Here is a 22,362-nt window from a genome sequence, read left to right as displayed (position 1 = left end):
TGGTGTGTTGTTTCCCCCGACCGCCCATGGAGTCGAATGAATATGCATGCGACAGTCTCCACTTGGGGCATGCTCATTCGGGCGTCGGCAAGAGCCCACCTTCCTGACCCTTACATAATATAAAGCGAACGGGAGCCGGAAAATGTGATCGGAAATTTTGAAACGTTGATGCGGTGCGGGTTCCAGCAATCGCGAAAAAGCCCGGATCGTTCACCTCTTACACGAGAGTCGATACCCATGGACGCACGTGAATAGAATAAACGATGCAATTTTAACCAATCTAAACTCGACGGCGATTTCGATTTCTTTAACATCATTTCATCTCTGAAGGTCCGCACGCCCGGCCCCCGGATTCAAAAACTTTTGTGATAGCGTCACAGCCCATCACATCAGCGTTTTAAAGCAATGTACCCGGCGCCGACGAAAAAATCGTTCACAAAAAGACCGCCAGCATTGTCAAGAACACGTGAACAAAAAACTCAGTCACGCAAATGAACAATACTAGCGGTCTTGTGTGGTGCTTTTTACCTAACTGAACCCCGCGTCATTACAGGCGTGCGGTCAATTCCTTGGTCATATCTTCAAAGCCAGGGCGGCCGAGAAGCGCAAACATATTTTTCTTATAGGCTTCAACGCCAGGCTGGTTGAATGGGTTGATGCCATTCAGGTAGCCAGAGACAGCAACGGCTGCTTCAAAGAAATAGATCAGGTAGCCCAAGGTGTATGCATCCTGCTTTGGAATGGTGACAGTCATCACTGGCACGCCGCCATCGGTATGAGCCAGCACAACGCCCTCGTACGCCTTGCGGTTTACTTCGGACATCTTGCGGCCTTCCAGATAGTCGAGGCCATCGTTAGAGCCTTTTTCAACAGGAATGGTCAGCTCATGATTTGGCTGGTCGACCCAAACAACGGTCTCCATCAGGTTGCGCAGACCTTCCTGGATGTATTGACCCAAGGAATGCAGGTCAGTACTGAAGTTTGCAGATGATGGGTAGATTCCCTTTTGATCCTTGCCTTCAGACTCGCCCATCAATTGCTTCCACCATTCGCCGAGATACTGCAGGGTCGGTTCGTAGTTTTCAAGCAATTCAGTCGTGTAGCCCTTGCGATACAAAATGTTGCGCAATGCAGCATACTGATAAGCTTCGTTCTTGGTCAGATCCGCGTCGCTATATTCGTCGCGGGCATCGGCAGCGCCCTTCATCAAGGCATCGATGTCGCCACCAGCAACGGCGATCGGAAGCAGGCCAACTGCGGACAAAACAGAGTAACGGCCACCCAGATCATCAGGCACAACGAATTCTTCGTAGCCTTCAACATCGGATTCATGCTTCAAAGCGCCTTGTGCGCGATCAGTTGTCGCGTAGATACGACCCTTAGCGCCTTCCTTGCCGTATTTCTCGACAAGTTTGGCCTTGAGGATCCGGAATGCGATCGAAGGTTCGGTCGTGGTCCCGGACTTGCTGATGACGTTCAAAGAGAAGTCGCGGTCGCCAATGATGTCGACCAGATCAGCCAGGTAGCTGCTAGAAATGGAATTGCCGGCAAAATAAACTTCTGGCAGTTTGCGGCCTGGTTCGTAGTTGCGGAAGGTGTGGGACAAAAAGTCGATTGCCATCCGTGCGCCAAGGTAGGAACCACCAATACCGATCGCAACGAAGACTTCGGAATCGCTTTGAACCTTTTCTGCCGCCTTCTTGATCCGGGCGAACTCGTCCTTGTCATAGTTGACAGGCAGGTCCAAGAACCCACGAAAATCGTTGCCAGCGCCGGTGCCTTCACGCAGCTCCTTGTCAGCTGCGGTGACCAGTGCCTGCATCTCGCCGAGCTCGTTTTCGTGAACGAACTTGCTCAGCTTCGATGAATCAAAAGAGATATAAGCCATTATCTGCATCCTCCTAAATTGTTCCTGAAACACTTTCAACTTTAACCGCGCATATATGAAAAAGCAAGGTAGCCCAATACGAAAAAATCAGTTCTTTCGTATCCGCTAGCTTGCTGATGTGGTTATTTCATGATTCCGAGGACGACGCCGCCAGCGATAATGAGCAAAGACCCCACTGTCACCCACTGCATCTCCTTGTGCGTCTTATGTTCACCGAGCAAATAGATCGAGCCAAACGTCGAGATCACAATGCCCATTTGCGCAAGCGAATAGGAAACGGCGAGGCCGACCAATGTCATCGAATAGAGCTGAAATGCGTTGCCGGTGCCCCACAAAAAGCCGGTGAGGATGTTCTTGACTGTTTCTTTATTGAAGGCATTGTGGCCGATGGCAAACAGCAGCGCGCCGATCACCATGCCGATCGATTGCGGCAGGACAACGCCGGTGGTCGAGACCTGGCCAGCATTGATGATGATCGTGTAGCCCGCATAGCCGATCGTGGAAATCAGCAGCGTCCGGATGCCTTTTGCGTAGGCCAATGGGGTCCCAGCGTCCCCGCCTTTTTCCTTCCGCGAGGTCAAAAATGCCCCTGCGACCAGAAAGACCAAGGCAAGCAGGCCGAGAATAACCATTTTGCCTGTTTTCCATTCGGCGAATAATAGCGCGCCAGCCAACGTGTTGGCCACCAGTTGCATCCCGGTGGAAAGCGGCACGGTCATCGACACGCCGATATATTTCATAGCTTGGAATTGTTGGCTCTGTCCCAGCGCCCAGAATAAGCCGGCAGCCAGGCCGATCGCCCACACTTTCACATCCATGGCCGGGCGCATTACAAGCCAGGTGCCAATGCCGAAGATCAATGCGCCAAGCGTCATCCCCAGGGTCTGCTGGTAAGCATTCCCGCCAAGTTTGCCGCTGACAAGGCCGATCGAGCCCCATGCAAGGGCGGGAATCAGCGCGATGATGATGGTCATGTCATTTTCCTCTTTTCATCGAAGGTCGTGTGTCTCTTGCAAAAATGTAAAATACACAAGTAGTCATTCTATCGTGATTTCGTTTTCAATTCAACCGCATAATGGCAGGCATCACGCTATGAAAACGAATTCTGAAATCGGTGCCATCTCACGCCCAATTTTCAGACAAGGCGATAATAACAGGCTTTTTTCAAAAAAACCAGCCAGACCACTCGGTGGCAAAAAAAATAGCGAAACGCACTGCTTGACCGCCCTGTCTAGGCGCTTCAAGCAAGCGAGTTTCACTAAATCATGAAATTCAAAAATATTTTCAGAAAAGTTCTGTTAAGCCCGTCCATGCGGCCAGATCAACTTATAAACGAGGTACCCGGCGGCCGCGCCAATCGTGTTGAAGATCACGTCATCGATGTCGGCCACGCCGGAGATCAAAAGAAATTGTAGCGTTTCAATGACCAGCGACAGAAGCAGCCCGCGCGCACTGACCCCCAGCAGGTTCTGCTTGCGACTGGCGACCAGCGGCAGGCCAAAGCCAAAGGGCATGAACCAGGCGATGTTGCCGGCTGATTGATACCAAAAATCAAATTGCGACAGGCCCTGCCTGAGCTTGAACGTCTCGACAAGGGGGTGAAAATTGATCACGGACAGCGGGCGGTCGAAGTGGAAGACTAGTTGCCAGGGGTAATAGACATCGCGGAAAACGGTCAGCATCATCACCATGATCACGTAGCCGGAAAACAGCGTCACCAGTAGCTCATGGCGAAAATGCAACGGACGGTGGCGTAATAGTTTCCACGCCCAGCGCAACGCCATCCATATCAATAGGTAGAGAATTGTCTTATCCATGCTGTACAAGACAAGCCGCACCAAAGGAAAATGATTGATGCGGGTGGCAAAATGGTCGGCGATCAGCCGGTATAATGGGCCTAAAAACAACATGGCGACTCCTCCAAACTCGCATCAATTGTACCAGACCACACCGCCCCATTTCGCGCCGATCAAGATTTTAATTCTTTTTTATTTTTACGAGTAAGTGGCCGGCGCCGCTGGTTTGCGGCACACCCCGGCCGATTTTTCCCGTGGACTGGTTTGCCCAAGCACGCGGCGGCGGTTACAATAGGAAAGACTATTTTAGAGAGGAGAAGTTCAGTGAAGCGACTGATAACCCGGCTGCGCACCACCCGCATGGGATTTTTGGCGGTGCTGCTCGCCTTGATTTGGCTCAAAACATTGTTCGCTTATTTTGTGGACTTCACCCTCGGCGCCACCGGTCTGTTGCAGCAGATCATTCTCGTGATCAATCCGCTGGGGACCAGCATCCTGCTGCTCAGTTTTGCGCTGTACATCCGGCGGCCGCGGCGTGCCTACATATCGGCGTTAATTATTTATTTTCTAATGTGCGTACTGTTGATCGCCAATGTCCTTTATTACCGCGAGTTCTCCGATTTCATGACGGTGACCACGGTGCTCGGTGTGTCAAAGGTCTCACAGGGCCTAGGGGCGAGCTCGCTGAACATGCTGGTCTGGCATGATCTCGTCTATGTCCTCGACTTTGTCTTGATGGGCGTGGCGCTAGTGATTTTTGCCATTCGCAATTTGATCGCCTACCTTCAGCAAAAGCCGCTTCATTGGCCGCATTTTGGTTTTGTCTGCGACCCCCGCCAGCCGACGTATCACCTGCCGCAAGCCGTGTCGACGATTGGGGTCGCGCTGTTTGCCGTCACCATGATGACCAGCGAGCTGAACCGCCCGCAGCTGCTGTGGCGCACGTTTGATCGCAACTACATCGTGAAATACCTCGGGCTGACGCCGTTTACGATCTACGATGGCTTCAAGACCGCACAGAACAACCAGGTACGGGCCAGCGCCGACAGTGCCAACATGAATCAGATTCTGGCCTATACGAAAAAGCATGCGGCGGCACCTGACCCGCAGTATGACGGCGTCGCCAAAGGCAAAAATGTGATCATCATCCATCTGGAAAGCTTCCAGCAGTTTTTGATCGGCACCAAGATCGACGGCCAAGAAGTCACCCCGTTTCTTAATTCGCTGATCAAACAGCCCAGCACCTTGAGTTTTTCAAACTTCTTCCACCAAGTCGGCCAGGGCAAGACCTCCGATGCGGAAAATATGCTGGAGACCTCCACCTTTGGCCTGTCGACCGGCTCTCTTTTCTCCTCGCTGGGCACCGACAACACCTTTGAGGGACAGCCGGCGATTCTGGAGCAGCGGGCCGGCTACACCACCGCTGTTTTCCATGGCGGCGCAGGCACCTTTTGGAACCGCAACAACGTTTATAACAGCCTTGGCTACAATTACTTTTTTGACGGCAATTTTTATAAGCACGACACCGGCCAGGATACCGATTATGGCATCAAGGATAAGTTGATGTTTGGGGAGTCGATCAAGTATCTGGAGCATCTTCAGCAACCGTTTGAGGCCAAGATCATCACGACCTCCAACCACTACCCATTTTTCATCACGGATACCGACAGTAACTTCCCGGATGCGAATACGTCAGATCCGTACATCAACGGCTATTTCCGCACCGCGCATTATCTCGACCAGGCGCTGAAGGAGTTCTTCGACTACCTCAAAGCCAGTGGCCTTGAGAAAAATACGCTGGTGATGATGTACGGCGACCACTTTGGCATCTCAAATGATCGTAATCAGACACTGGCCTCGGCGCTTGGCATGGACGCCAAAGACTGGGACAGCTACGACGACACCCAGATGCAGCGCGTGCCACTGATTTTCAGCATGCCGGGGCTCAAGGGCGGCATCAACAATACTTATGGCGGCGAGATCGATGTCTTGCCAACGCTGCTACACCTGCTGGGCATCAGCACGGATTCTTACGTCCAGTTCGGCACCGACCTGCTTTCCCCCCAGCATGACAGCGTGGTCGCCTTCCGCAATCACAACTACATCACACCAAAATACACGGTGCTCGGCGATACCGTCTACGCCAATTCAAGCGGCGATGTCGTCACCCCAGATGAGAAGCTCAAAAAAGAGCTCACGGCCGACCAGCAGCACGTCGATGAAAGTCTGAGTTTGTCGGACATGTTGGCCAACCAGAACTTGCTGCGCTTCTACGTGCCAAAGGGCTTCACCCCGGTCGACCCGACCACTCTCGACCACGCGCATAGTTTGAAAAATATGCTGGCGACCGAGGAGGCATTGGGCGATCACTCGACCTCGCTTTACTTACAAAACGGCGACCACTCCACGGCGGACTTGTTCCAAACGGATGCGCCAGAATTGTCAACGGACCGCTCACCACTGACGACCTATCCGGATAAGGTCTTGCCGCAGGTCGATGCGGCAAAAGAGGCCGTCGAATCAGGCGCAGTCATCAAAAACGGCGTCGTCACCTCGTCGAGTAGTAGCGCAACAAGCAAACAAAAACCGAAGCGGTGACAGGGTGCGACGGCCCGCGGGATGGTCGAGTAGCTAGCTTGGCTCGGGTGCTTGAGGCGCACTTCGCCTCGAGTGCACGAGACAGCTGGATACCTCGACCATGCGGGCCTGAGCCCATCTACGGTGCGAAGTGGGGCGCCCAGGGGTGGGCAGCTAGTGCGGCCTGGGCGTTTGATGGCGCTCTTTGCCATCGGGCGACCGGGACGACTAGATGTCCCACCCCTGCCCCGCGGAGCCTGACTAAGACAGGGTGCGACGGCCCGCGGGATGGTCGAGTAGCGACCCGCCGTCGCCCATCCGACCTAAATTTATCGAGAAGACCCAGGACAAAACCAACCTTTTGTCCTGGGTCTTTTCGTTATTTCCAGTGCAATTATTCCCGTCAAATTCATAATTTGTTCACACCCCGCCGCTATACTGGTGTCATTAAGGTGAGGTGAAAGCATGCGTTTTCTCGAACGGGCGCTCAAGGCGCTGAACTATCATCGCCGAGCCTACATCGCCACCGCGGTGTGGACGCTGGTGTTTACCATCCTCAGCCTTTTTCTGCTCACCTTTCAGGCCGCCAACCGCGGGGCACTTGCCGCCTTTAAGGGGCGACTGGGGCAATTTGATAAGTCCGCCTTATCTGGCGCCGCCAAGCTGATCGACCAGGTCGAAAAGACGTACGCCACTGTTGGCCAGCGTCTTCAGCTGACTTGGTGGATCGGCGTTCTCGTCAGCTTGCTGGTGTGGATCATTTTTGCCCTATTGTTCGCCCATTTTCGCCGGCAAGAGACCACCGCGTATCTGATGGTCGGCAAAAACGCCGGGGATATCACGGCCCAATATTTGCTTGAAAACGTGCTGGTCTTCACTGGCGTCTATGTGCTGTTATGGCTACTTGCCACCTTGTTCGGCGACACGGCGGCCAGCTGGATCAACGACCTCAACCGGCATTGGTTCGACACACAGCTCACCAAAAGCGGCGCTTCCGAAGACTTGCGCACGATCACAAAAAAACTATTTGCAAACCGCCTGACCGAATTCAATGATCAGGGACTGATTTTCCCCCATCGCGGCCCGCGCCCCATGGAGGCAGGCATTGTCGGCATGCTACCCACCTATTTGGCGGGGTTAGCGACCATGCTGATCGGCCAAGGCAGCGTTTTTCTCACGGCGATCACCGCGACCAAGCGCAGAATGCTTCATCATTGACGAAAGGAGTCTTTTCATGCAGATCTTTCATGTTCGCGCCGCCCAAGCCTTTGCGACCCGGCTTGACGCACTGTTTGCCCCTTCACATCTTTATTACCTTCAGCAGCCCAGTGACGACGTGCGTGATGAGACTTTTCGCCGGTATGGCCAGACGTTCATCGCAAACGGCGCTAGCAAGCTTCTCGCGACGATCACCTTGCCGGATGCCGGTTTGGTCCCGTATCTGACGGTGCGCGGCAACCTGCTCATCAATGGGGAAAGCTTGCCATTTGACATTCTCCCTGAAAATTTGCGCAGAGACAGCGACTTTTTGGATCAGCAGGCCTCAGCGCTGACGGATCAGCAAAGTCTGTACATCCAGCTGTTTCGCGGGCTACTGGCTGGCCGCCAATATCTGTTGATGCGCGATCTGCCGGCTAGCATGGATCCACAGGAGCGCCGCCTGTTTTTGGCCTGTGCCGAAGCCGCCCTGGCCCACAGCACCGCCCGCCTCTTGATGTTGACCACCGATGCGGCGCTGATTGCTGCCAATCCGCAGACGAGTTTTCAAACGCCGCCGGACCTGTTGCACGATGCCAGCATGCCAAACGCCAAATTATCTTAAGCGCGCAAAAGCGGGCAGTGCCTGTCCTCATCGACAAGCACCGCCCGCTTTTTGCGTGCCTAGATCAATACAGATTATCGTCTTCGCCAGGGGCTGTATCCTTCAACGTGTCCAAAAAGGCCATTTCCGCTGGCGTCAGCTCAAACTCCAGCTGCGCATTTTGGCTGATGTGTTGTGGCGCGGTCGCCTTGGGAAGCGGCAACAGGCCGTGTTGCAAGACATATTTGATTGCCACCTGGGCAACTGACACACCATGTGCGGCAGCCACTTTTTGCACGTCTGGGTTGTTCAGTAAGAAGCCGGTCGCAAGTGGTGAAAACGCCTCGACGAGCATGCCATTGTCCTGAGCCGCCTGCACGTTTTCTGCTTCCGTGAAGCCGATATAATATTGCAGCTGCAAGACCATCGGCTGAATCGTCGCATGGGCGTACAAATCCTTTTGATCACGGGCATTGAAGTTCGAGATGCCGATCGCCTTGACCCGCCCACTTTGGTAGAACTCTTCCATCGCTCGCCAGACCTCGCGATTTGCCTCGCGGTAGTCGCCGCCCAGGTCACTCCATGGCCATGGCGCGTGGATCAGGTACAGATCGAGCTGATCAAGGCCGAGATTGGCCATACTTTCCTCGATCGCCGTTTTCGCCGCTTCATAGCTTTTTGCGTGTGCCGGTAATTTGGACGTGATAAACAACTCGTCGCGGGCGATGCCGGAATCACGCACCGCTTTGCCGACACTGGCCTCATTTTTATATTGCCACGCAGTATCAATGTGGCGATACCCAGCCGCCAGCGCATCTGCCACAGCCTTATAAGCAATCGGACCATCCGGAATCTGCCATGTGCCAAAGCCGACCTGCGGAATCTTGACGCCATTTGCAAGCGTATATGTATCTGTTAATTTTGTCATCGAGTCACCTGTTTCATTGTTTGCAGTCGAGTATAGCACTTTGCGGGACAGTCGACGCGCGATGACAGCGACAAACTTTTTGCTTGCCAAAAACAAACACACGTTCGTATAATAATGACGAGGTGATTCGGATGGTCTATGAAAAAGAACCGCGGCGCGTTGTCTTCATGATCGACAACAAGTCCTTTTATGCCTCGGTTGAAAGTGTGATGCGTGGGCTCAATCCCCTAAAGTCGATTCTTGTCGTGATGTCAGAGCAAGCCAACACCAATGGCGGCTTGATCTTGGCCACCTCACCTGAAGCCAAGCGCCTGTATGGCCTGAAAGCCAACGTCTCGCGGCAACGCGACTTACCGGATGAGGCGCATCTGTGGGTCGTGCCCCCGCGCATGAATCTGTACATCAAGCGCAACCTGCAGATCAATGATATTTTTCGCCGTTTCGTCGCCGATGAAGACTTATGGCCTTACTCAATCGACGAATCGCTGCTAGATCTGACCAAAAGTTGGCAGCTTTTTGGCGACTCCCCGCGCGCCGTTGCCGAGAAGATCCAGCGCACCGTTCGGCGAGAGCTCGGTCTATACACCACCGTCGGCATCGGTGAAAATCCGGTGCAGGCAAAAATCGCGCTGGATGTCTACGCCAAGCACACGCCGAATCTGATTGGCGAGATCACCTATCGTACCGTGCCGGAAAAGATCTGGTCGATCACCAACTTGACCGATGTGTGGGGCATCGCCGATCGCACCGCGCGTCACTTGAACAAACTCGACATTCACGATATGGACGAGCTCGCCCATGCCGATCCGTATCTCCTTAAACAGGAACTTGGCATCATCGGCACCCAGCTGTTTGCGCTCAGCTGGGGCATCGACCGCAGCAAGCTTTCGCAGCGCGTACCGACCCGTTCAGCCAGTATCGGCAATTCCCAGGTCCTGCCGCGCGATTATGCCTTGCAAAGCGAGATCGAACTGGTGATCAAAGAAATCGGCGAACAGGTGGCGGCCAGGCTGCGGCATCACCACAAACAAGCTGGCAGTCTCAGTTTAGGCATCGGTTTTTCCTACGCGGCCAGCGAAGAAGATGGCCGCGGCGGCTTTAATGGCAGTATGCGAATCGCCCCGACCAACCGCAACGACGCGATCAATGCGGCACTGCTTCAACTTTTTCGCGCGCGCTGGGAAGGCCAAGTCATCCGAAATATCGCGGTTTACACCGGGCGCTTAAGTCCCGATACAGGCGAGCAACTCGACTTATTTGAGCCATTGCCATCACAACTCCACCGCACAGATCTCGCCCGCACCGTGGATCAGATTCGCGAGCGGTTTGGCTTCACCGCCCTCGTTTATGCAAAATCCAAGTTACGCGGTGGCACCGCGATTCAGCGCGCCAGTCTGGTCGGGGGCCACAACGGCGGCAACAGTTATGAATAGAAGGCTTACCAATGGATCGCCGAGATGTTGATTTGATCGTCGCCCGAATTCAGCCACTTTTTGCGCAACGCCGGAATACCCGTTACTGGCTACTGGTCGCCAACGACCCTTATGACCACGCCATCAACTTCTTTTTCAATCAGCAAGCCCTCGGCCACCGGCTGAAGTCCACCCCACTGCACAGTGCCACCGGCGACCTCAGCGAACTCGAGCAGGTAATTACTGCGCTGGGCCAGCACTTCCAGTTTTCCATCGAATACACCGGCTTTACCGGCATGCGTTGGCCCAGCACCTGGCATTTGATCGAAAAGAAGAAAGAATCCGGAGAATAACGGCTCCTGTGGTTTTGAGGCCAAAATCGAGCGCGCCCTCACAGATTGGCGGAGCGCGAAAAGGAACTGGGACAAAACTTTCCCAGTTCCAGTATAGTGCACTAATGTGACTGCAGTGTCGTGGGCCAAATGTCCGGGTCCGAGCAGCTAAGGCTCCAATCACCTGGCCCAAAGTTCGGACCCGGCGCTTGGAACACTTACCTGTCGGACCCAAGAACGACATTTGTCCCACTTCCATCCTACCTAAAGTGAAAAGTGAAAATCTTCTTCGTCTGCAAGGACCATGACCTCGACAACGGCCACCCCGTGTTGATCGGTGGCCTGATGGAGCAAGTAATCCCGGAGATCGACGGCAAAATAGGTCTCAATGCTGTGCTCGATCGCAGCGAATAAATGCTCCCCTTGCGAATGAAAAAGGCGCTCCTTTGCCCAAATATGGCGGCAGATCGTGCGCCCCGACAGATCGATGCAGACAGGCGGGTGATGGCGCACCCCGGCCACGACATAATTCAGTTCTCCTTGGTGAAAATGGATAAACTGGAGCCCGAGCAGCATCCCGGCCGCCACAAGTAGAGCACCGGCCAATGTCCCACTGACCGCGACCAACAGCCCGCTCGCGATGCCAGCCGCAGCTAGGCCAGTCACCATTAAACTGAGTGCCACGATCGCCGTTGTCAGCGCCAAAGCCGGCAAGATGATCAACAGCCCGAGCAAGAACAACGCCGCCACCTTTACTGGACGCGTCATGTCCATCACTTCCCCACAAGCAATTTATTTAATCAAATTATCATCTTCTCACCAAGATTGCAACTAAATATTAATAGGGCTCCAATCGCAGTAACGATCAGCGCCCTATTTTTCTCATTTATAAAGACGTTTGTTAGCCCAGCGTGATGCCCGCATCATTGAGTGCCGCATCTACCACCTGCATCACAGCCTCACTGTGTGCCATCCGCTGGTCCGCTTCCGCGTGATCCGCCAAGCGAATGATGCGCTCAAAATTATCGAACTCTTGGAACATTCGGTGATCCGACACACGCCGATCTACCTGGATGCTTGGCTGGCCATTGAGGGTCTCGTCGAAGCGCTCAACGGTATTGGTCGGCCCTTCAACAATGATGGACCCCGCATCGCCTTGAATGCTGGACGTCACCGGCGCCGCACAATCCTTGGCGGCGATGCACAGCGCCTGGCAGGTCGGATAAGTCAGTGTCAAAATACCCGACGTATCCACGCCACGGTCGATATTGGCAAAATAATGCACCGCCACCGGCTTACCCAGTAGGCCTACCACAAAATGGATATTGTAAATGTTCAAGTCCATCAGGGCCCCGCCGCCCAGTTTAGGGTCAAAGACTGGCAGCACCGTTCCCTCTTTAAACGCATCATAGCGTGAGGAATACTGCGAATAGTTACACGACACGATCTTGATGTCGCCGAGCTTAGGCAGATCCGCCTTGATCTGCTGATAATTAGTCAGATACTGATTGGTGATTGCCTCAAGCAACAAGACCCCTTTCGCCGCGGCGATGTCTTTCAAGGTCTCAAGCTCTGCCAAGTGCAGCGTGAACGGCTTTTCGCAGATCACATTTTTGCCAGCCTCGAGTGCCAATTTGGCGAAACGAAAATGAAGCGAATTGGGCAACGCAACATACACCGTGTCGACAGCCGGATCTGCAAGTCCCTCATTGATATCAGTATAGACATGCCCGATCGGAAACTGATCAGCCAGGCGCGTCATTTCCGGTGCATCTTGTGGTAACCCGCAAATGGCCGCGACCTCGATTGCCGGCAGTGCCTGCACCATCGGCAAAAAATCATGTACGATCTTCCCTGCGCCAAGAATCGCAAGCTTCATATCACTTACCTTCTTCCTGGTCGACCAACGGCTGGATGCCGTCCTGCAATATTTGCAATTGCAACAAGGTCTCTTCGTCCTTGACCGCTTTTGGCTTGCCATTGATCAGCGTCTCATACAACCCCGCATACACGCGGCTGTAATCGCCAATGGCCGACACGACTTTTTCCTGATGATATTGGCCGTTGTCATCCACATACGTCAAGGTTCCATAATCTTCCGGCCGATCCAGCCCAAAGTCCGGATGCGTCGGCATGTAAAACATCTTCAGGTGGGTCTCCTGCCGATCCATCCCCTGCTTGATGAAGACGCCGCGTTTGCCGTACACGGAAAAGCTCGGCCGTGGCACCAACCGGAAAAAGCTGGATTTCACAGCGACCTTGATCTTGCCATAATACAGATCCAGGTCAAAATAATCGTTCATCTTCCCGCGCCCAAGCAACTGGCGAACATCACTGTGCACCGAATCCGGTTTGCCAAAATAGGAGATGATCTGATCCAGCGTGTGGCACGCATGGCCGTAGAGAAAGCTGCCAGCTGCCGAGAAGGTACTATTTTCCGGGGTTTCCGGGCGGAAGTAATCGAAAGTATCCTCGACCTCCAGCAGATCGCCGAGCTTGCCACTTTCGATCACCTGCTGGACAGTGAGAAAATCGGAGTCGAAGCGCCGATTTTGGTAGCATTGGATCATCAGGCCTTTCGCCTTGGCCAGATCAAATAGTTCACGCGCCTCGGCGACCGTCTCGGTGAATGGCTTTTCCACCAGCACGTTTTTACCGCGGGTCAAGGCTTCCTTTGCCAGCGTATAATGCGTCTCGGCTGGGGTAGCGACCACCACCAGCTGGATCGAATCATCATTATAAATATCGTTGATGTCCGTTGTATAATGAACACCCGGGATGCGTGCCCAGGTGTGATCATCGTGGCGGGCATAGATCGTCTTGACGGTGATCTTGTCCGCCTGCTTCAGCGCAAACGGCAGATGATAGCGGTTGGTGCTTTTCCCATTGCCAATATATGCGATCGTTAATTTTGTCATGATGTGAAGACCTCCATGTAGGGTTATACTCAGTGTAACAAGTTCTTTGCTTTGACGGCGAACGCGCTGCCACTTAGACCGAAACCGACCAGCCTTTCGATTGGAAAAACAACGTGGTTGAACATTTCGGCCAGATTGGAGATAGGATGTTACTCACAGACGCATTGACGCAAACAGAAGGCCTGACCGCGACCGAGCAGCGGCTGGCTGGCTATATTCAAACTCATCTCGCCAGCATCCCCGCCCTTTCCATCGAGGAGCTGGCCGCCAAGACTTACACCTCACACTCGGCAATCGTTCGTTTGGCAAAAAAGCTCGGTTACGCCGGCTACAAGGAGCTCCGCGTGGCGATCGCCCAGGCCGCAGCCGCCGCGCTTCAAACGCCGGAGCCAGTCGATGCAAATTTTCCCTTCATGCCGACTGACAGCACCATGACCATCGCAAAAAAAATGGCCGATCTGACCCAGGCCGCGGTGGCGCGCGCGCTGACGCAACTTCAGCAGGCCGACCTCACCCGCGCCGCCGATCTGATCGATGATGCCAAGCGTATCTTCCTGTTTGCCAGCGGCGATTCACAGATTCGGGCGCGCAGTTTGCAAAATCGCCTGATCAAGCTCAACAAGTTTGCGGTGATCGCGGATGAGTATGCCGATGAGGCCTGGACCGCGGCGAACCTGACTGAAGACGACTGTGCCATCTTCATCACGTATGGTGGCAAGACGCCGCGCGCCGAACAACTGATGCAGTTTTTGACCAATGCCAGCGTGCCGCTTCTGCTGCTCAGTGGTAACGTCAACTCGCCGCTGAATCAACTGGCGGATGTTGCGCTGATCATCACGCAAAAAGAATTCGATGTGATGAAGATCGGGACCTTCGCCTCACAAGCGGCGTTTGACTATGTCCTGAATGTTCTGTTTGCGCTCGTCTATGCCCGCGATTATCAGCATCATGTCGGGGCGCTGCGTCATAAATATCAACAGCTGGAAGATCATCAACTGAGCTGATTTTTCCGCAAGATCACAGGACACAAAAAGGACCCGGGACAAAAGTTTCCCGGGTCCTTTTTGGTGCACTAATGTTACAGCAGTGTCGTGGGCCAAATGTCCGGGTCCGAGCAGCTAAGGTCCCAATCACCTGGTCCAAAGTTCGAACCTAGCGCTTGGAACACTTACCTGTCGGACCCAAAAACGCCATTTGTCCCACTTCCGCTTTTTGCGCCGCGCTCATTCAACTGAGATCAAGGTCACATCGGTCACCCCACGGGACGCCCGCAGCACATCCAGCAATTCGTCGATCGTCCCTTCCAGATTGGAGATATCAAACGAGATCACCACACTGGCCCAATCGTGAATCGGAATGTTCTGGTTGATCGTGATAATACTGCCGTTTGCCGCCGAGATCGCGTTGAGCACCTCAGACAGGATTCCGCGGTCATGATGTAACATCAGGGAGATCACGGCCTTGCGCTGGGTCAGACCCGCCTCGGGCAAAAAAACGTAATCTTTGTACTTATAATAGGTGCCCCGACTGATCCCGACTCGCTTGACGGCTTCTGAGACCTGCCGCACCTGCCCATTTTCGATCATCGTGCGCGCCCGGATCACCTTGTCAACGACCTCAGGCAGAATCGAGCTGTCAACAATGTAATACTTCTGCATACCCCGCACCCCACAAGTTAATTTACGCTCATTGTAGCACAAAGGAAAAAAGGGTGCGGCGCCGAGCACTTTTGGGATGGAGCGCAAACCTGGCCCAGTCACTTGCCTTTAGCCAATTGCGATCACTGTGCCAATCCCGCATGAATGTGAGACAGATTCCATTGCATCATGGTCAGGTAGGTGTCGCCTTTCTGACCTTTTTTGGCGAGGGAATCCGTGAACAGTGTCGCGTAGATTGGCTTGCCACTATCCTGGCTGACTTTTTGCATCGCCTTTTTCGACACCGAGGTCTCGACGAACAGCACTGGCACGTCACTGGCCTCGATCTTGGCCAAAACGGTGCGCAATTGTTCTGGCGTCCCCTGGGATTCGGTGTTGATTGCCCAGATGAAGGTCGGCGTCAGATCGTAGGCCGCGCTGAAATACTGGAACGCGCCTTCAGAGGTCACCAGCAGTTTTTTGGCCGCCGGGATGTCGGCAAATTGTTGCTTGGCCGCCTGGTCCAACTTGGTGAGTTTGGCGATGTAGGCATCAGCGTTGGCTTGATACTCTTTTGCATGCGCCGGATCTTTGTCGATCACGGCCGCCGCAATGTTTTTGATGTACCGAATCCCATTGGCGATATCCAGCCAGGCGTGCGGATCCGGGGAGTTTTTGTCGCCGTTCACATACCGAGCTGTGACGCCTTCAGATGCCGCAAAGACTTCTTTGTTGTCCCGTTTGCCGGCATTGGCCACCAATTTTGTGAACCAGCCGTTGCCACCGGTCTCGAGCTTGAGCCCGTTATGGAAGATCAAATCCGCGGCCGCGGTGGCTTGGGCGTCGGATGGCTTCGGCTCGTATTCGTGAGGATCTTGTCCGCGCGGCACGATACTATACACTTCCGCGCGGCTGCCAACTACTTGCTCGGTCATGTCTTCCAAAATCGAATTGGTGGTGACGATTCGCATTGTGCTGGCATCGCCCATCACCCGGACCGGTTTGGCATTCACGAACCACAAGACAAAGCCGGTCACCGCCGCCAGCAACAGACTGGTGATACCCAGGCGCTTAAGCATTGGCGGCACCACCCTTCAGCTGACGGAGCAGGCCCTGTTTTGGCGAGAGAATGAACGAGAGTAAAAACAGGACGGCGGCGGTCAACACGATTGCCGGGCCGGACGCCCAGTTGAAGGTATAGCTGAAATACAACCCGATCAATGCGGACACGGCGCCGATCGACGCGGACAACACCAGCATCACGCCCATGTTCTCCGTCCACAAGAAGGCAGTCGCAGCCGGCGTGACCAGCATTGCAACAATCAGGATGATGCCAACTGTTTGCAAGGCGGACACGGTCACCAGCGTCAGCATCAACATCAGGCCATAATGTAGCACTTGCACCTTCAGCCCATATGCCTGCGCGTAATGCGGATCAAAGGAGGAGACCAGCAGTTCCTTGTAAAATAAGACGGTGAACAAAACGACCACGACCAGCACCGCATTTGTCAGCAACAGGTCGGAATCGGATACCGCCAGCACGTTGCCAAACAGCACGTGATGCAAGTTCGTCGAGCTCTCCGCCAGCGAGATCAAAATAAACCCCAAGGCGAAAAAGGCGGAGAAAACGATGCCGATCGCAGTATCATTTTTCAACTTGGTGCGATCGGCCACAAACCCAATCAACAGGGCGGCCAAAATGCCGAAGAAGGCAGCCCCGAAGACGACGTTGATGCCAAGCATGTAGGCAACGGCCACACCCGGCAGCACCGCGTGGGAGATTGCATCCCCCATCAGCGACATCCCGCGCAAAATAATGAAACTGCCGATGATACCGGACATGACTCCAACCATGATGGCGGTGATCAGTGCCGTCTGTAGGAAGTTGTACTGCATCAAGCCGTTGAAAAATGCGACAAGACTAGTCATTGAAGGCCACCTCCTGTTTTTGCGCGGCGCCTGCCGTCTCGGCCTTACCGGACCCAAACAACACATTGCCGAGATCTGGCGAGAAGGCCGCCTGAATATTGGCTTGCGTGAAGACCTCATCTACCGGCCCGTGCGCGACAATGCCAGCGCCCGGACTCATGATCACCAGCTCATCGAAATACTGGCTGACCTTGTTGAGATCATGATGGACCACGACGATTGTTTTGCCCGCCGCCCGCCATTCCTTGAGAATGCGAATGATCTCGGCCTCACTTTGCATGTCGATGCCAACGAACGGCTCATCCATGAAGACCAGCGGCGCCTCCTGAACGATGGCCCGCGCAACGAACACGCGCTGCAGCTGCCCGCCAGAGAGGTTGCCGATCTGACGATGGGCAAAGTCACTCAATCCGACCTTTGAAAGCGCCGCCTTGGCTTGGGCACGCTGCGTTTTACCAGGCACCTTGAACCATCCAAGTTTCGGATAGGTACCCATCACGATCACATCCAAGACGTCGATGGGAAAAGTCAGATCGATCTCCGCGCGTTGCTCGATATAGGCAACGGAGGCCGCTTGTTTCACCAGCGGAACGCCATTAAAATCCGCGTACCCGTTCACCGGTTTCACCAAGTTCAGCATATTTTTGATCAATGTTGATTTGCCTGCGCCATTTGGTCCGATGATGCCAGTGATCTTACCCGGTGCAAAATCGACAGACACGTCAGAGAAGATCGGGGTCCCTTCGTATGCCGCGGACAGGCCCTTGACTCTGAGCATAGATAATTCCTCCTTTGGTTAGGCGAGCCTAACTTTGTCTATATCGTCATTCTACCGAACGTTTCTGAAAAAAGCAATTTCTAATTCCTGCGACACATTTGATTCTAATGAAATCGATTTCGCCTGTATCGACATAAAAAAACACCCAGCCGTAGCCGAGTGTTCTGATTAGAAATGTCTGGTCTCATTTTGCGGTGCGCGACGCTTGGTAGGCCCGCCAAAAATTGCGTAGCGAATAGCCTATCAAAAAACCGAAGACGCCGATTACCAAGGCGCCACCGACCAGCGGCAGCCACTTCGGGCCACCCAGGCCATTCACGAACAACAGGACACCACTGCCCATCAACGCAGTGTTTAGTAGAATCGCCAGCGCCAGCCGCAGCCAAAGTCGCCGCTACGATGCGGGCGAAACAGCTACCGGAAGAAAAAGAAATTCGCTGAGAATATAGAGTGCGTCGACCAGGACATCTGCCATGTCGCCTGCCTCCTATTTGGTATGCGTGATTGGTGCCTGCTTCGGCGCTGTCTCCTCATCGGGGAAGGTCAGGGTAAACGTGGTGCCTTTGCCAAGCTCAGAATCGACCTTGATCTCGCCGCCATGCAGGGTGACCAGTTGATGCACGATCGCCAAGCCCAACCCGGATTCGCCGTACTTCGTATTTTTCCGGGATGGGTCAGCCTTATAATACCGCTCCCAGATATTTTTGACCTGATCTGGGCTCATCCCAATGCCGCTGTCGGTGACCGCCAGCTCAGTCTGGTGATAGCCCGCCTTGGCCCGCACCGTGATCGTCCCATTTTGGGTAAACTGAATCGCGTTTTGCGTGATGTTGAAAAGGACCTGCACGAAGCGGTCATGGTCGGCGAAGACCGGCACCTCGTCTGCGGCCTCAATGGTGATCGTGTCGCCGGCATCCTGCGCCTTTTTTGTCAGCTGCGAGACAATATCGTGCAACGCTTCAGTCGCATTGAATGTCTGCTTGTTAAGCATGATCTGGTTGGTCCGAATTTTTTCGTAGTCCAGATTTTCGTTGACCAGTCGGATCAGACGGTTGGTCTCCCGGCGCATCAACTGAATCGACTCGCCCTTGCTCTCTTCCGGAATCGCATCATACGCGAGGCCTTCCAAGAGCCCATTGATTGTGGTGAGCGGCGTGCGCATCTCATGAGCCGCATCCGCCATGAACTGCCGGCGCCGCTCTTCCTGGCGCTTGATCTCCGCTTGGCTGGCTCGCAAACTTTGCACCATGTCTTGAAAATCGTTAGCCAGCGCCACGACTTCATCGCGCTGACTCCCCTTGACCTTCACCTCGACGTCGTAATCCCCTTCCGCCACCTGGTGAGTCGCCAGCCGCAGGCGATTGATCCGCCCCGTCTGATAGCGCGCGACAAAATAGGAAATGACGATTGCCGCCAGCATCGACAACAGAAAGGCGATCAACAAGTTATGCTCTGTTTTTTTGATCGAGGCCTGAATATTGTCGACCGGGGCATACGCGGCGATGACAAACAGCAACTCATTGTCCAAAAAGACAGGCTTATAATAGATGGTCATGCTTTGCGCCTTGCCATCTGCCGGATTGGTCGTCAGCTCAGGCAGTGCGACCGCATTACCATTTTTCAGCTGCTTCCAGTAATTGCTGGCGATTGGCTCGGCCCCACCATTTGCTGCTTGCGCCGGGTAACGTGCATTGTTTTTGGCATCATAAATAATGAAATGCACGTGCTGGTCCTTGAGAATCTCCTCGGAGTTTTGGATGAACTGCGAGTTGATCAGGTACGTGTTGCTATCGACCGCCCGATCCTTGAGCACATCTGTATATTGTTCAAGCTGATCGAAGCTAGTCTCCCAGACGTTACTTGTCGTGGAGCGGATAAACAAAATGGAGACGACCGCCAGCGTGACCAAGATCACACCGAAAAAGGCGAGCATCTGCTGGTAGAGCATCTTCATTTATCGAGCCCTGAATCATCGAATTTATAGCCAACCCCCCAGACCGTCTGGATGATCTGTGGGCCAACCTTTTCGATCTTCTGCCGAAGTTTTTTGATATGCGCGTCGACGGTGCGTTCATCGCCGTAATATTCGTAATCCCACACCAACTGAAGGAGCTGTTCCCGTGAGAACACCTGCTTAGGATTTTGCGCCAGCGTGTGGAGCAAGTCGAATTCCTTAGGCGTGAGGCCCTCGATCGGCTCGTCATCCAAAAACGCCTCGCGCGTCTTGGTGCTGAGCTTGAAATGCGGCGTCACCACGTCGTATTCAGCCGTGGTCTCCGGCTTGGCCTCAGCCGGCGCGTCGCTGACTTCAGCGCGTCGATGCAGGGCCTTGATACGCGCGACCAGCGTGATCGGGGAAAACGGCTTGGTCACATAATCATCCGCCCCAAGCTCTAGGCCAAGCACCTGGTCGCTTTCCGAATCGCGCGCCGTCAGCATGATCAGCGGCACCGTTTTTGACGTCTTGCGAATCTCTTGGGCGACCTGCATCCCATCCATTTTCGGCAGGTTGAGATCCAGGGTGATGAGATCGAAGCTGTCGGGCGCCGCGTTGAACTGGGCAAGCCCCTCCTCGCCGTCATACGCATTGACCACGTCCCACTGTTCCTTCTTGAAAAACATGTCCATCATCTGGGCAACGCTTTCGTTGTCCTCGATCATTAAAATCTTCATTATGAGGGGCCTCACTTTCGTTGATCACGGTAGCCTTGCCGGTAGCGGTGAGCCGAGCGCGCTTTGAGCGCCTCGTCTGGATCCACATAGTCGGTCGGCATCGCGTCATGAGCTGTCAAATATTGCTTCAATTTGCTTTCAGTATAGGTGAACATCGGCAAAAACAAGAGCACGGCCAAAATCAGCCAAATGATGAAAAAGCCTTCCCAGTGCAAGGCTCTGATCGCAGCCCCCGCCGCGATCTCAAGCGTCCCGGTCACCAGTAGCGCATTGCGCGCCCATTTTTGCGCCAACACGAACCCCTCATCCGTGACACGGGCCAGGTATGAGACATACCCGTAAAAGCTACTTGGCTTTTTTGCTGGTGCGATCAAAAAGAGGACACCGATCACAAACTGGACAGCGCCAGCGATCATAAAAATCATACCGAATTCTCCTATCACCAAATTGTAACGTATATTTTATATCCAGCCTAGCACCCCGGCCAAACTTTGACAAACCTTTCTAGTCCATGCTATCATGACGGTTGCAACTATCGGGGGTGTAATGGTCTCGACATTGGTCTTCGCGCATGTAGTGCACTCCGGAGGCTCGGCTCCGTCATCAACGGAAACAGTTAATTTAACTGCAAAAAACGAAAATTCTTACGCCCTGGCTGCTTAATAACAGCTTAGCGTGATCTGCCCGTTGTCGCTCAAGCGGCGGTGTCAGGTCTCAAATCATTGAGCTACGGCGTCTCCTGCCGCCTGAGGGAGCCGCAAGAGATTCTCAGGATAGCCCTCGCGCGTTAGCCTAGCCGGTTGGCGCGGCGCGTTGGCGAAATTCAAATGAATCGACTATGAGTGTAGAGCTGGGTGTAGCAGGGCTGATGGACAGGAGTTCGATTCTCCTCACCTCCATTTTCGAGGTTCTTCTGCCAAATGTATTTTAATAAATACCGGTATGACGGTGTTTTCAGGCTTTAGTTTTTGGTAGAACCCGTGTCTGTGGCAATTCGTAGGCACAAAGTAGACACAACAAGGCGCAGGGTGCAAAGAGTCGCCAATGCATAAAGATACACAAATGGGTCTCCAGCCGCAGAGTTTGCGGCCAGCGGAGGCCCTTTCTGTTTATAAATGAAAGGAATGGTCCCATGACCCAAACACGTATGACAAATCGACCGCGCAAACGTCGCTGGCCAAAGATTCTCCTCGCGATCGGGCTGACCCTCGTCATTTTGATTGGCCTAGGGGTGGCCTTTTTCCCGCAACTCAATAATGGGCTGCGCACACTGACAGGTGGCAACACCCCTGCCGATAACGTAGTCAAGGACCAGATCGTTCAGCGCATTGACGCGGCGAAAAATGGCAACCCGGACACCGACGCGACGCTGGATCAGGTCGCATCGACGCTCAAGGCTACCAAAATGAGTACGATCGTCGCCGCCGCCCAAAATCAAGCTAAGGCCGCGGACCTCCTGCAGACGGCGGCCGGCTTATCTAGCACCCAGGCCACAGCGGCGGCGCAGGTCCTATTTTCCGAAAGTCAGCTACAGCCACTGCGACAGGCGCTGGCCAAAGGTGATTTCTACGGTGCCTATAAGGCCTACAAGACCGTCAGCGAAACAGGCGCCGCGCAAGCGCTCAAAGCCGCGATTGTCAATGAGCAATGAGCAGGATGCAAAAAAGTCGAGGCCAAACGCCGCGACTTTTTT

22 protein-coding genes and 1 other RNA gene are annotated in these 22,362 nt (G+C 54.0%); 8 read left to right on the top strand and 15 right to left on the bottom strand.

What is annotated here, in order from left to right; all coding sequences use genetic code 11:
• Positions 1-547: 547 nt before the first annotated feature.
• The 3 genes from EKM95_RS07260 to EKM95_RS07250 all read right to left on the bottom strand — a co-directional run bounded on the left by EKM95_RS07260 (position 548) and on the right by EKM95_RS07250 (position 3,798).
• On the bottom strand, positions 548-1,888 hold the full coding sequence (locus EKM95_RS07260; RefSeq protein ID WP_125697179.1) for a glucose-6-phosphate isomerase: 1,341 nt from the start codon (positions 1,886-1,888) through the stop codon (positions 548-550).
• Positions 1,889-2,010: 122 nt separating this feature from the next.
• Positions 2,011-2,862, bottom strand: a complete 852-nt coding sequence (locus EKM95_RS07255) for a GRP family sugar transporter (RefSeq protein ID WP_125697178.1) — start codon at positions 2,860-2,862, stop codon at positions 2,011-2,013.
• 324 nt (positions 2,863-3,186) lie between these two features.
• The gene (locus EKM95_RS07250) at positions 3,187-3,798 is read right to left on the bottom strand and encodes a VanZ family protein (protein ID WP_125697177.1); all 612 of its coding nucleotides are present in this window, start codon (positions 3,796-3,798) and stop codon (positions 3,187-3,189) included.
• 246 nt (positions 3,799-4,044) lie between these two features.
• On the opposite strand from EKM95_RS07250, the gene EKM95_RS07245 reads away from it, so the two are divergent.
• The 3 genes from EKM95_RS07245 to EKM95_RS07235 all read left to right on the top strand — a co-directional run bounded on the left by EKM95_RS07245 (position 4,045) and on the right by EKM95_RS07235 (position 8,083).
• Positions 4,045-6,282, top strand: coding sequence for an LTA synthase family protein (locus tag EKM95_RS07245; RefSeq protein WP_125697182.1), 2,238 nt, complete (start codon positions 4,045-4,047; stop codon positions 6,280-6,282).
• Between the two features lie 444 nt (positions 6,283-6,726).
• Entirely contained in the window at positions 6,727-7,479 is a 753-nt protein-coding gene (locus tag EKM95_RS07240) for a hypothetical protein (RefSeq protein WP_125697176.1), read from the top strand.
• Positions 7,480-7,495: 16 nt separating this feature from the next.
• Positions 7,496-8,083 (top strand): branched-chain amino acid ABC transporter ATP-binding protein, encoded by a 588-nt coding sequence (locus EKM95_RS07235; RefSeq protein ID WP_125697175.1) that lies wholly within the window; start codon positions 7,496-7,498, stop codon positions 8,081-8,083.
• A 64-nt stretch (positions 8,084-8,147) separates the two neighbouring features.
• On the opposite strand, the gene EKM95_RS07230 is transcribed toward EKM95_RS07235, so the two are convergent.
• Complete coding sequence (locus tag EKM95_RS07230) at positions 8,148-8,990, bottom strand: aldo/keto reductase (protein ID WP_125697174.1); 843 nt, start codon at positions 8,988-8,990, stop codon at positions 8,148-8,150.
• Between the two features lie 131 nt (positions 8,991-9,121).
• Between EKM95_RS07230 and EKM95_RS07225 the strand changes: the two genes are divergently transcribed.
• Together EKM95_RS07225 and EKM95_RS07220 are read left to right on the top strand one after the other, a co-directional pair.
• Positions 9,122-10,423 (top strand): Y-family DNA polymerase, encoded by a 1,302-nt coding sequence (locus tag EKM95_RS07225; RefSeq protein WP_125697173.1) that lies wholly within the window; start codon positions 9,122-9,124, stop codon positions 10,421-10,423.
• Between the two features lie 11 nt (positions 10,424-10,434).
• Positions 10,435-10,755, top strand: a complete 321-nt coding sequence (locus EKM95_RS07220) for an acetyl-CoA carboxylase (protein ID WP_225423219.1) — start codon at positions 10,435-10,437, stop codon at positions 10,753-10,755.
• A 243-nt stretch (positions 10,756-10,998) separates the two neighbouring features.
• On the opposite strand, the gene EKM95_RS07215 is transcribed toward EKM95_RS07220, so the two are convergent.
• The 3 genes from EKM95_RS07215 to EKM95_RS07205 all read right to left on the bottom strand — a co-directional run bounded on the left by EKM95_RS07215 (position 10,999) and on the right by EKM95_RS07205 (position 13,652).
• The gene (locus EKM95_RS07215) at positions 10,999-11,502 is read right to left on the bottom strand and encodes a hypothetical protein (protein ID WP_125697171.1); all 504 of its coding nucleotides are present in this window, start codon (positions 11,500-11,502) and stop codon (positions 10,999-11,001) included.
• 133 nt (positions 11,503-11,635) lie between these two features.
• Complete coding sequence (locus EKM95_RS07210) at positions 11,636-12,613, bottom strand: Gfo/Idh/MocA family protein (RefSeq protein WP_125697170.1); 978 nt, start codon at positions 12,611-12,613, stop codon at positions 11,636-11,638.
• Position 12,614: 1 nt separating this feature from the next.
• Positions 12,615-13,652, bottom strand: coding sequence for an oxidoreductase (locus tag EKM95_RS07205; RefSeq protein ID WP_125697169.1), 1,038 nt, complete (start codon positions 13,650-13,652; stop codon positions 12,615-12,617).
• A gap of 146 nt (positions 13,653-13,798) precedes the next feature.
• Between EKM95_RS07205 and EKM95_RS07200 the strand changes: the two genes are divergently transcribed.
• Positions 13,799-14,656: a MurR/RpiR family transcriptional regulator gene (locus tag EKM95_RS07200; protein WP_125697168.1), complete on the top strand. Its 858-nt coding sequence runs from the start codon at positions 13,799-13,801 to the stop codon at positions 14,654-14,656.
• A 219-nt stretch (positions 14,657-14,875) separates the two neighbouring features.
• Here the strand turns inward: EKM95_RS07200 and EKM95_RS07195 are convergent, their stop codons facing one another.
• From EKM95_RS07195 to EKM95_RS07165, 8 genes are all read right to left on the bottom strand, one after another.
• Entirely contained in the window at positions 14,876-15,310 is a 435-nt protein-coding gene (locus tag EKM95_RS07195; protein WP_125697167.1) for an ACT domain-containing protein, read from the bottom strand.
• A 122-nt stretch (positions 15,311-15,432) separates the two neighbouring features.
• A complete protein-coding gene (locus tag EKM95_RS07190) occupies positions 15,433-16,368 on the bottom strand; it encodes a metal ABC transporter solute-binding protein, Zn/Mn family (RefSeq protein WP_125697166.1) in 936 nt (311 codons plus the stop codon).
• Positions 16,361-17,218 (bottom strand): metal ABC transporter permease, encoded by an 858-nt coding sequence (locus EKM95_RS07185; protein WP_125697165.1) that lies wholly within the window; start codon positions 17,216-17,218, stop codon positions 16,361-16,363. Before EKM95_RS07185 ends, EKM95_RS07190 begins: the two co-directional genes overlap by 8 nt.
• Complete coding sequence (locus EKM95_RS07180; protein ID WP_125697164.1) at positions 17,211-17,996, bottom strand: metal ABC transporter ATP-binding protein; 786 nt, start codon at positions 17,994-17,996, stop codon at positions 17,211-17,213. Before EKM95_RS07180 ends, EKM95_RS07185 begins: the two co-directional genes overlap by 8 nt.
• A gap of 184 nt (positions 17,997-18,180) precedes the next feature.
• Positions 18,181-18,339, bottom strand: a complete 159-nt coding sequence (locus tag EKM95_RS11650) for a hypothetical protein (protein WP_164510120.1) — start codon at positions 18,337-18,339, stop codon at positions 18,181-18,183.
• Positions 18,340-18,483: 144 nt separating this feature from the next.
• Positions 18,484-19,950 (bottom strand): sensor histidine kinase, encoded by a 1,467-nt coding sequence (locus tag EKM95_RS07175; RefSeq protein ID WP_125697163.1) that lies wholly within the window; start codon positions 19,948-19,950, stop codon positions 18,484-18,486.
• Positions 19,947-20,669 (bottom strand): response regulator transcription factor, encoded by a 723-nt coding sequence (locus tag EKM95_RS07170; RefSeq protein ID WP_125697162.1) that lies wholly within the window; start codon positions 20,667-20,669, stop codon positions 19,947-19,949. The genes EKM95_RS07175 and EKM95_RS07170 overlap by 4 nt, the downstream gene beginning before the upstream one ends.
• An 11-nt stretch (positions 20,670-20,680) precedes the next feature.
• On the bottom strand, positions 20,681-21,094 hold the full coding sequence (locus EKM95_RS07165) for an SdpI family protein (RefSeq protein WP_125697161.1): 414 nt from the start codon (positions 21,092-21,094) through the stop codon (positions 20,681-20,683).
• A 112-nt stretch (positions 21,095-21,206) separates the two neighbouring features.
• Between EKM95_RS07165 and ssrA the strand changes: the two genes are divergently transcribed.
• Both ssrA and EKM95_RS07155 read left to right on the top strand, forming a co-directional pair.
• Positions 21,207-21,571: a transfer-messenger RNA gene (gene ssrA / locus EKM95_RS07160) on the top strand.
• A 230-nt stretch (positions 21,572-21,801) separates the two neighbouring features.
• Positions 21,802-22,320: a hypothetical protein gene (locus EKM95_RS07155; RefSeq protein WP_125697160.1), complete on the top strand. Its 519-nt coding sequence runs from the start codon at positions 21,802-21,804 to the stop codon at positions 22,318-22,320.
• Positions 22,321-22,362: the final 42 nt, after the last annotated feature.

Source organism: Lacticaseibacillus yichunensis (genome assembly GCF_003946405.1).
Taxonomy (GTDB): domain Bacteria; phylum Bacillota; class Bacilli; order Lactobacillales; family Lactobacillaceae; genus Lacticaseibacillus; species Lacticaseibacillus yichunensis.
The sequence above is the reverse complement of the archived record's forward strand: the minus strand, read 5'-3'. Positions and strand labels throughout refer to the sequence as shown.